This window comes from Cellvibrio sp. (genome assembly GCF_053579595.1).
On record NZ_JBRFPI010000168.1, the window covers coordinates 1 to 9,371 of the forward strand.

A 9,371-nucleotide genomic window follows, 5' to 3' on the forward strand; every position below is an offset into this window, starting at 1 on the left:
CCCCTGTTTAACCGCTATCAAATCGAGTCTCAAATTGAGACCGCATTCCAACGCGAAGTTAAATTGCCATCGGGCGGCTCAATTGTTATCGACGCAACTGAAGCCCTGGTTGCAATCGACATCAACTCCTCGCGCGCCACCAAAGGCGGCGACATCGAAGAAACTGCGCTGCAAACCAACTTGGAAGCTGCTGACGAAATCGCACGCCAATTGCGCTTGCGCGACATGGGCGGCTTGATCGTTATCGATTTCATCGATATGCAACCCGTACGCAACCAGCGCGAAGTTGAAAACCGTGTACGCGATGCATTGATGATGGACAGAGCGCGCGTACAAATCGGCCGCATCTCCCGTTTTGGCCTGATGGAAATGTCACGCCAACGCCTGCGCCCATCATTGGGTGAAACCCATTCAAAAATCTGCCCGCGTTGCGATGGTGTGGGCAACATTCGCGGCACCCGCTCACTTGCCCTATCAATCCTTCGCCTGGTTGAAGATGAGGCGCAAAAAGAGCGCAGCGCAGAAATCCGCGCAATTTGTCCGGTATCTGTGGCCACCTACCTCCTAAATGAAAAACGCAAAACCATCTCCAGTATTGAATCGCGCAACAACACCCGCGTGGTGATTGTACCTAGCGCTGAATTGATGACACCCCATTTTGAAGTCCAACGCTTGCGCGATGACGACGAAGGGACACTGGAAACCAGCTATAAAATCGTTGCGCACACCGACGAAGCCAAAGCTGACGAAGAAGACTTCAAAGCAAAACCCATCAATGCACCCAAGCCGCTTGTACAACCAAGCAGCCCAAGCCAGCCAGCACCTGAGCCAGTTAAAAAGCCCGGATTACTATCGCGCCTGATTGGTTCAATTAGCAGTATTTTTGGTGGCGAAAAAAGCGAAGAGAGCAAAGGCAAACGCGAACACAAGCGCGACAGCCGCCGCAACTCAGGTCGCAACAACCGCCGCGATGGCCGCAACAATCGCCGCGACAAAGACCGCAAAGAAGATCGCGAGATTATCGATAACCTTGAGCATCGCCCAACTGGCGAAGCAAAACCTGCACGCGAGCAAGAAAAACGCGAAGTCAGCAGAGATAGCGAAAAGCGCGATAGTTTTACTCGCGACAACAATGAACGCAGACCACGCAATAATCGCGATCAACAACGCGAACAGCAACCACGCGATTCACAAGCTGGCGATGATGAACCACGTCAACCACGTAATCGCAACCAACGCAATGAGCGTGACAATAGTCGCCGCCAAACGGTTAAAGAAGAGCCAGCGGTTATTGCTGAAGTAGCTATCAACAACAATGATGCAATCAACACCCAGGAAGAAGGGGATGATCAACGCCCATCCAAGCGCCCTGCTGGTCGTCGCACCCGTTCGCAACAACGTCGCCGCACTCGCCATGGCGGTGAGGGTATAGAAGGTGAAAACACTTCATTCAACACCGAAGAGAAAGAAGTGATCACACCAACGGCATCCGATGAACCAAAAGTGCTGAGCGAATCTGCACAGCTGGCACAACAAATTTCTGCCGCTATCGCAGAACACGCCCAACAAGCTCAAACCACCAAAGTTGAGCCCGAAACTGGTGCAGAAGAAAATGTACCGGCTGTCGAAACCTCAAACACAACCAGTGCTGAGCCGAGTGTCGATACATTTGCCAAACCGATTGAACCCCAAATCGAAGCCGCAGCTGTAATTGCCATAAGCGAGGATAAAGCTGCACCTGAGGCCATTTCAGCTCCCGAACCAGTAACCGCAGAAGCCATTGTCAGTGAGCCTGCCGCAGCTACAACTGACGTTGAGATTGAGACATCAGAGAGAAAGACTATTACTGAAGTGAATCTTGCCCCTCCGGAAAGAGCCAGCAATGATCCACGCAAAGCGCCCAAACCCGTAAGCCAGGTAAGCATTATTACCGAAACTATCGAAAGTCAGGCATCGCGCGCGCTGGATACCAGCCTGCCACCGAGCGTTGATCACAACCCGCGCCCATTAGCCAGGCCGTCAAATGATCCACGCCTGAATAAGCGCAGCACTAACGAGTAAACATTTTTAATTAAAAAAACAAAACGGCCGAATTGGAAACAATTCGGCTTTTTTATACTCAGCAATTAGGGTTAGAAAAAATTAAGTGCAACATTCAGCTATAAAAATAACGTTTTTCACTTGCCCAATAAAAAAAGCTATGTATAATTTGCCGCACTCGGAAGGGTGGCAGAGTGGTTTAATGCACCGGTCTTGAAAACCGGCGTAGGTGCGAGCCTACCCAGGGTTCAAATCCCTGCCCTTCCGCCATAATCAAAAAGGCGCTAGAAAAACATCTAGCGCCTTTTTTATTTGTCTTTTATTTACCTTTTTCACGGTGAACACCGGTCACTTTCTCGGTTCCAACTCAGCCAGTCCACTTCAACTCAAAGCTCGTAAATAATAAGTAAATTCGTAATAGCTTGGCTTTGACGTTGCTTATTTGTATTATCGCCCCAAGCTACATAATACTATTTCAGTAATTTTTAATTGGAGGGTTTTATGCAAGAAGTTTATAGCACTAACACAGCTCAGCCACTAAGCCAGACTGAGACGAGTAAAGTCCTGCGTAATACTTATATGCTATTGGGCTTGACCTTGGCATTTAGCGCCTTGGCGGCAGGAGCATCTATGGCAATGGGCATTGGCCACGGCGCAGGACTGATCATGAGCCTTATCGCGATGGCACTTATCTGGTTTGTGCTGCCACGCACAGCCAACTCAGCCACCGGCCTGCTCGTTGTATTTGCATTTACCGCTTTAATAGGTGCTGGTCTTGGCCCAATCATCAATCGTTACCTCAGCATGGCAAATGGCTCAGCAATTATCATGCAAGCGCTTGCGGGGACTGCAATCGTTTTTGTTGGACTATCAGCTTACGTATTAACTACTCGTAAAAACTTTAACTTCCTCGGGGGATTTGTTGCCGTCGGCATTATGGTAATGCTCGCGGTAATGTTGTTCTTGTTAGGTGCATCATTTTTCGGCTACCAATTTTCCGGTTTGCAATTAGCCTTCTCTGCAGGCATCGTTCTATTAATGTCCGCGGCGATTCTCTACCAAACCAGCGAAATCATTCACGGTGGCGAAACCAACTATATTATGGCAACCACCAGCCTGTTCCTTTCCATTGTGAACTTGTTTACGAGCTTGCTACATTTACTTGGCGTTACCAGCGACGAGTAATATTATCCAGACGTTCACCCAAGGCTCCCTTCGCGGAGCCTTATTTTTTGGGCTTCATCTTAATCATGATTTTTTCACTAGCGGTTTACGCTGCCCCCTATTCATCCCAAGCAAGCTACAGTGCTTATCAGTTTGCAATCGCCGCTTTGAACCAGGGACACAGCGTACATCGTGTATTTTTTTATCAGGATGGAGTTCATAATGCGACTAATCTGGCAGCGCCGCCTCAAGATGAATTTAATTTACAGCAAGCATGGCAGCACCTAGCCAAAGATCACAATCTGGATCTTGTGGTATGTATAGCAGCAGCCTTGCGACGAGGAATACTTGATGAAGGCGAAGCTAAACGCTACGACAAACCGTCACACAATCTCGCCAGTGAGTTCACAATCAGTGGCTTAGGACAATTGGTCGAAGCCGCCGTCGTATCTGATAGATTAATTAGCTTTGGTTAGCTGGTATGAACAAGAAAATATTACTGATTAGCCGACAAGCACCCTATGGCAAAAGCACTGCAAGGGAAGCGATCGATATCGCACTGGCAGCTTCTGTCTACGATCAGGACATAGGAATTTTATTTATGGACGATGGTATTTTTCAGCTACTGAAAAATCAACAAAGCCAACATATAGATCAAAAAAATATTGCCTCTATACTTCCTGCACTAGCCCTATACGGAATAGAGAATATTTATGTGCATCAAGAATCTTTAAAGGCTAGAACAATAAAAGCCGATGACCTAATCCTTGATGATTTACAACTGTTAAACAATAAGGATATAGGACACCTACTTAGCCAGCAGGATCAACTCCTGAGTTTTTAATATGAGCACTCTGCATACCATTAACAAATCGCCTTTTGCACACAGCACCTTATTCTCTTGCCTTAGGGTATGCGTGGAGCGCGACGGGATTTTACTACTGGAAGACGGTGTATTCGGAACCATCACTTCCGCTCCGGGGGCGGATGAGTTACAGCTGCTAATCCAACGCGGGGTTAAGGTTTTCGCGTTGATAAATGATATAAAAGCGCGGGGACTGGAGGAAAAGCTGGCACCGAATATCGAGCTCATTGACTACAATACCTTCGTTCAACTGACACTCGATCATCGCTGCGTGCAAAGCTGGTATTGATATGCAGCTCAATATAGATGGACGCGCTATTGCGTTAGATAAAGATGGCTACCTGATCAACCTTAATGACTGGGACAAGGAAGTAGCCAAGGCACTTGCCGCACAAGAAAATATTTCACTCACACCTGAACACTGGGAGATTATAAATCTTTTGCAAGAATTTTATCGGGAATTCGAATTGTCACCGGCGATGCGCGCATTTGTAAAATACACCGAAAAAAAACTTGGCCCAGAAAAAGGGAAAAGTATTTATTTACTGCAACTGTTTCCCCCCAGCCCCGCTAGAATCGCCAGCAAAATTGCCGGACTACCACGCCCGACAAATTGCCTGTGATCATTTAGTATTATCTGAATCACAATTTATTTTTATCAAAATAGTCTTTCGTTAATTTCAGCACCACGGGGCTCAACAACAGCAGCGCAACCAAATTGGGGATCGCCATGAGTGCATTTAGTGTATCCGCCAACAACCATACAAAATCTAACTGAAAGACTGCACCACCAAATACCGCCAACACCCAAAGGATTCGAAAAGGTATTACAGTTTTACGGCCAGCCAAAAATATCCAGCATTTTTCACCGTAATAACTCCAACCCAAAATCGTTGTAAAAGTAAAAATGATCAGTGCAATTGCCACCAGGTAGCCTCCAACTCCTGGTAATGCAGATTCAAACGCAGCCGCTGACAAGCTTGCCCCTTTTGTCCCGCTGGCCCATACACCCGAACAGATAATTGCCAAGCCCGTCATACTGCAAATAATAATGGTATCGATAAATGTACCGATCATTCCTATCAAGCCCGACCGAACTGGACTATTTGTAGTCCCAGCAGCTTGGGCAATACCCGCAGTCCCCAGACCAGCCTCATTTGAAAAAATTCCACGAGCAACTCCGTATTGCATCGCCATCATCACCGCCGCACCAGCAAAGCCACCGGTTGCAGCAGCCGGAGTAAACGCGTGCGTGAAGATCAGAGCAAAGGCATCAGGCACGCGCTCAATATATATGCCCAATACAACCAGCGACATGACGACATAACCGATACACATAAAGGGGACTAATGAAGCTGATACTTTTGCGATTCGCCTTATTCCCCCCAAAATCACCGCAGCAACAATAATTGTCGTAACTAAACCAGTTATCCAGCGCTCTATATGAAAGGACGACTCCATAACCTCAGCCATGCTGTTGGACTGAACCATGTTGCCAATACCAAAACCGGCCAAACCACCAAAAATAGCGAATACGAAACCCAACCACGCCCAGGATTTTCCCAATCCATTTTTGATCGCATACATTGGCCCACCGCAATATTCACCACGCTCATCCCTCTCGCGAAAGTGCACCGCTAACACTATTTCGGAGTACTTGGTCGCCATCCCAACAAGCGCTGTACACCACATCCAAAACAAAGCACCCGGCCCTCCCAAAAAAATGGCCGTAGCAACACCAGCAATGTTCCCGGTACCCACAGTAGCTGACAAACACGTCATTAACGCCTGAAACGGACTTACATCACCAGTCCTAGTATCCCCACGGGCTCTTCCGCCCCACATTAAGCGGAATCCCATTAGAATCCGGACTAATGGCATTCCCTTTAACGCCACCATCAAAAACAACCCGGTACCGAGAATCAGGATTAACATGGGCACACCCCAGACCAAGCCATTTAACCAGGCAACATAGTGATGAATAAGCTCCATAAGGACTCCAGAATAATTATAAGGGCAGGTAGTCAGGGCAATAAAAAAGGGGCCTAAGCCCCTTTTTGATTCTTTAACGCTTAGGATGCATCAATGGACTTGATGGTGCCTTTTGGAAGCACTGCATGCACAGCCACTTTTTGGAATTTGAGTTCTACATTATTCCCCGTTTCGATAACAACATAGTTATCGTCAACTTTAAGAATCTTACCCAGCATGCCGCTGGTCATTATCACCTCATCGCCTTTCGCCAGAGCTGAAACCAGATTCTGATGCTCTTTTTGACGCTTACGTTGAGGACGAATAATCAGCAGATACATGAACAGGAACATGCCACCAAACATCAATAAAGTAATCATCGGATTACTTTGTGGCGCTGGTGCCGTTTGAGCCTGAGCCATTGCGGATGCTATAAAGAAACTCATGAAACTAACCTCGTAGAATAAAGAGCGCTAACTGTACCTGTTTTGAAAGACACAGGCAATTAGCACTCCTTAATCAAACAAGGTCGTTAACTGGAGGTAAGAAAACTACGCGTAATCGCGGAATAACTTCCTAAAAACACTCGGAGACAAGCTGGTCCAGCGCTTAAATGCATTGGTGAAACTGGTGCGATCGGAAAAATCCAGCGCTTTGGAGACGGTGTCAACGCTCATATGTTCATCGATCAAATACTTGATTGAATAATGAAAACGCAAGACATCCCGCAACTGTGCAAAATTCGCACTCTGTTGTTGCAATCGACGCTGTAAGGTTCTTTTGGACAGCTTTAGATCTTCAGCAATCCGATCAATCGATAAATCATCGCGACCGACCCTTTGTTTTAGAGCATCGATCACGCGTGCAGAAACCCCTTCAAATTTTGGAATATCAGCCATAGCAAGATATTCCTCATAAGATCTTACTTCAGACCCCTCGAAGGAATTTTCAGAATAATGTTCGCTGTTACGATAAATTCGCTGTAATTGGATCATCCAGGCGTCTCCTTTGCCAATTAAGGGCGTTTATGAAATCAATCAGGAGTGTTTTTCCTTGATAAAAGCACAGGCTACCAAATTTTCAAGCACCATCCATGGATTATTCAAATTACACTCAGCTAATGGGGATTATAGACGAACTATTTTTGAATCAAAGAGAAATGCGTATAATTTCCAATCAAAAGACGAGTTTTTTATCACAAGTAATTATATTAAAGACGGTTTAAATGCCATTGCGCAGAATACCGAGCACTTCTTGATCATGTGTCTTGGTGTTAACCTTATCGAGGATGTGCTTCAAGCGCCCGTCTTTGTCAATAATAAAACTGGTTCGCAATATCCCCATGAATTCGCGCCCCATAAATTTTTTGAGTCCCCACACACCATATTTTTCGGCCAGTACATGATCTTCATCAGCCAATAAATCAAAATTCAAATCATACTTATCGATGAATTTTTGCAATTTAGGCGGAGCATCGGGGCTAACACCAAGCACTACTGTATCCAATGCATCAAACTCTGCATGTGTATCCCTGATACCACAGGCTTGCACCGTACAACCCGGTGTGGAAGCTTTAGGATAAAAGTACAACACCACATTCTTTTTGCCTTTGTAATTTTTTAACGCAATATCAACCCCTGCTTGATTTTTCAGGGTGAATACCGGGGCGAGATTACCAATCTTGGGAAATGTCATTCGCTTGTGAACCTTCGGCTATGGTGTGTAAATATTTTTGTGAATAGTGATGGAATTTTACGTCTTATCAAAACTGCTCGATCAGTTCAGAGCTTTTGTGCAGCACAAAAAATAGAGATCTAAGCTGCTAAATCAGTCATCTGATCCAAACGCCCCAAAGAGTGCATCTTTTTCTTCAGTTGTTACTGTCGTACGGACATCCGCCGGCTCAATAACGGGCCCTTTCACACAATTGCGGCCAGCATGCTTCGCCTGATATAACCAGGCATCTACACGCTCGATAAAACCTTCAGGGCTATCACTGTGATTACCCCGGTATTCATCTACACCCAAACTCGCGGTTATGGTGATTAGCTCTTGCTCATTGACCAAGGGAGTAGTGGCGATAATTTCACGCAACCGCTCAGCTACATTCAGTGCCTGCCGTAAATCAGTATTGGGCAATAAAATCACAAACTCTTCGCCACCAAAGCGGCAGGCAAAATCCAATTTACGAACCATCAATGCAACCAATTGGGCAATATGGGATAGCGCCCTATTCCCCAATTCATGCCCCCAGCGATCATTAAAACTTTTGAAATGATCAATATCCAAAATGATGAGTGAGAGTGGTTGAAACGAACGGCTTGCGCGTTCCATCTCCAACGGCAGAGCATCGGAGAAAAAACGAAAATTATAAAGCCCTGTCAGCGCATCAGTACGCACCTGTTCTTTCAGTAAATCCACTTCCTCGCGCAAGGTCTGTAGTTCCTGTAAAAATTGACAGGGAGTATCACCACGCGGACAGGATAGCGAAACAAAATCGGAAGGAGATGCAGGAGAATCCATAAACATTGCTTTTGTTCAAGAGTATTAAATAAGTACGCCGAACCAAGTCTAGACGAAATAATCTGTGCTAACCAGAAACTATTTTTTATACAGTCCCAATAAAAAAGCCGTGAGAAAACACGGCTTTTACTTATTATCAATCACGATAGATCTTCACCAACTCACTGTAGTGGTCAATCCGCCTATCGCGCAGATATGGCCACATGCGGCGCACTTGTTCGCTGCGCAGCAGATCAATCGCAACCACCCTTGTTTCTTCCTGATCAACACTTGCACTGAACAAAAATTCACCCTGGGGACCAGCAACAAAACTACTACCCCAAAAATTCAAACCAGCACCACCTGCGGGGTCAGGTTCATGCCCCACTCGGTTGACGCTAATTACTGGTAGACCATTGGCAATCGCATGGGCGCGTTGTACTGTAATCCATGCGTCGCGCTGACGCACTTTTTCATCCGCAGCTTCCGCGGGACTCCAACCAATGGCAGTTGGGTAAATTAATAGCTCTGCACCCGCCATTGCCATCAAACGCGCAGCTTCAGGAAACCACTGATCCCAACACACCAGGATGCCCAATTTGCCGACTGATGTCTGGATTGGCTGAAAGCCCAAATCGCCCGGCGTAAAATAAAATTTCTCGTAATACCCGGGGTCATCGGGAATATGCATTTTGCGATACTTGCCCGCGATGCTGCCGTCGCGCTCGATAACCACAGCCGTATTATGATGCAGGTCCACAGCGTGCTTTTCAAATAATGACGGAACAATAACGATATCCAATTTTTGCGCGAGCGTACCCAAAGCGTG

The 9,371-nt window shown here is 46.3% G+C and carries 12 protein-coding genes and 1 tRNA gene; 7 read left to right on the forward strand and 6 right to left on the reverse strand.

All coding sequences use genetic code 11. The features are described 5' to 3' along the window. From ACWA6V_RS11580 to ACWA6V_RS11610, 7 genes are all read left to right on the forward strand, one after another. On the forward strand, positions 1-2,061 hold a 2,061-nt coding region (locus tag ACWA6V_RS11580), incomplete at its 5' end, for a ribonuclease E/G (protein ID WP_449522633.1). A 159-nt stretch (positions 2,062-2,220) separates the two neighbouring features. Continuing rightward, positions 2,221-2,310, forward strand: a tRNA-Ser gene (locus tag ACWA6V_RS11585). 231 nt (positions 2,311-2,541) lie between these two features. Then, positions 2,542-3,225, forward strand: coding sequence for a Bax inhibitor-1/YccA family protein (locus ACWA6V_RS11590; protein ID WP_449522634.1), 684 nt, complete (start codon positions 2,542-2,544; stop codon positions 3,223-3,225). Between the two features lie 47 nt (positions 3,226-3,272). Beyond that, positions 3,273-3,680: a sulfurtransferase complex subunit TusD gene (tusD, locus tag ACWA6V_RS11595; RefSeq protein ID WP_449522635.1), complete on the forward strand. Its 408-nt coding sequence runs from the start codon at positions 3,273-3,275 to the stop codon at positions 3,678-3,680. 5 nt (positions 3,681-3,685) lie between these two features. Beyond that, positions 3,686-4,048, forward strand: a complete 363-nt coding sequence (tusC, locus tag ACWA6V_RS11600) for a sulfurtransferase complex subunit TusC (RefSeq protein WP_449522636.1) — start codon at positions 3,686-3,688, stop codon at positions 4,046-4,048. 1 nt (position 4,049) lies between these two features. Next, positions 4,050-4,358: a sulfurtransferase complex subunit TusB gene (gene tusB / locus ACWA6V_RS11605; protein WP_449522637.1), complete on the forward strand. Its 309-nt coding sequence runs from the start codon at positions 4,050-4,052 to the stop codon at positions 4,356-4,358. A 1-nt stretch (position 4,359) separates the two neighbouring features. Then, positions 4,360-4,692, forward strand: coding sequence for a TusE/DsrC/DsvC family sulfur relay protein (locus tag ACWA6V_RS11610; RefSeq protein WP_449522638.1), 333 nt, complete (start codon positions 4,360-4,362; stop codon positions 4,690-4,692). A 19-nt stretch (positions 4,693-4,711) separates the two neighbouring features. On the opposite strand, the gene ACWA6V_RS11615 is transcribed toward ACWA6V_RS11610, so the two are convergent. The 6 genes from ACWA6V_RS11615 to ACWA6V_RS11640 form a co-directional block, all read right to left on the reverse strand. Continuing rightward, positions 4,712-6,061, reverse strand: coding sequence for an alanine/glycine:cation symporter family protein (locus ACWA6V_RS11615; RefSeq protein ID WP_449522639.1), 1,350 nt, complete (start codon positions 6,059-6,061; stop codon positions 4,712-4,714). Positions 6,062-6,141: 80 nt separating this feature from the next. Then, positions 6,142-6,486, reverse strand: coding sequence for a preprotein translocase subunit YajC (gene yajC / locus ACWA6V_RS11620; protein WP_449522640.1), 345 nt, complete (start codon positions 6,484-6,486; stop codon positions 6,142-6,144). 105 nt (positions 6,487-6,591) lie between these two features. Next, positions 6,592-7,035 carry a helix-turn-helix domain-containing protein gene (locus ACWA6V_RS11625; protein WP_449522641.1) on the reverse strand — a complete coding sequence of 148 codons (444 nt, stop codon included), beginning with the start codon at positions 7,033-7,035 and terminating at the stop codon, positions 6,592-6,594. 226 nt (positions 7,036-7,261) lie between these two features. Continuing rightward, the gene (gene bcp, locus ACWA6V_RS11630; protein ID WP_449522642.1) at positions 7,262-7,735 is read right to left on the reverse strand and encodes a thioredoxin-dependent thiol peroxidase; all 474 of its coding nucleotides are present in this window, start codon (positions 7,733-7,735) and stop codon (positions 7,262-7,264) included. A gap of 132 nt (positions 7,736-7,867) precedes the next feature. Then, positions 7,868-8,563, reverse strand: a complete 696-nt coding sequence (locus ACWA6V_RS11635; RefSeq protein WP_449522643.1) for a GGDEF domain-containing protein — start codon at positions 8,561-8,563, stop codon at positions 7,868-7,870. 136 nt (positions 8,564-8,699) lie between these two features. Continuing rightward, a partial coding sequence (locus ACWA6V_RS11640; protein WP_449522644.1) for a carbon-nitrogen hydrolase occupies positions 8,700-9,371 on the reverse strand: 672 nt, incomplete at its 5' end.

What these genes read in the sequence shown, in the direction of transcription:
- ACWA6V_RS11635 (WP_449522643.1), bottom strand. Translation starts at nt 8,563, where the DNA reads ATGGATTCTCCTGCATCTCCTTCCGATTTTGTTTCGCTATCCTGTCCG.
- ACWA6V_RS11610 (WP_449522638.1), top strand. Translation starts at nt 4,360, where the DNA reads ATGCAGCTCAATATAGATGGACGCGCTATTGCGTTAGATAAAGATGGC.
- ACWA6V_RS11625 (WP_449522641.1), bottom strand. Translation starts at nt 7,035, where the DNA reads ATGATCCAATTACAGCGAATTTATCGTAACAGCGAACATTATTCTGAA.
- tusB (WP_449522637.1), top strand. Translation starts at nt 4,050, where the DNA reads ATGAGCACTCTGCATACCATTAACAAATCGCCTTTTGCACACAGCACC.
- bcp (WP_449522642.1), bottom strand. Translation starts at nt 7,735, where the DNA reads ATGACATTTCCCAAGATTGGTAATCTCGCCCCGGTATTCACCCTGAAA.
- ACWA6V_RS11590 (WP_449522634.1), top strand. Translation starts at nt 2,542, where the DNA reads ATGCAAGAAGTTTATAGCACTAACACAGCTCAGCCACTAAGCCAGACT.
- yajC (WP_449522640.1), bottom strand. Translation starts at nt 6,486, where the DNA reads ATGAGTTTCTTTATAGCATCCGCAATGGCTCAGGCTCAAACGGCACCA.
- ACWA6V_RS11615 (WP_449522639.1), bottom strand. Translation starts at nt 6,061, where the DNA reads ATGGAGCTTATTCATCACTATGTTGCCTGGTTAAATGGCTTGGTCTGG.
- tusC (WP_449522636.1), top strand. Translation starts at nt 3,686, where the DNA reads ATGAACAAGAAAATATTACTGATTAGCCGACAAGCACCCTATGGCAAA.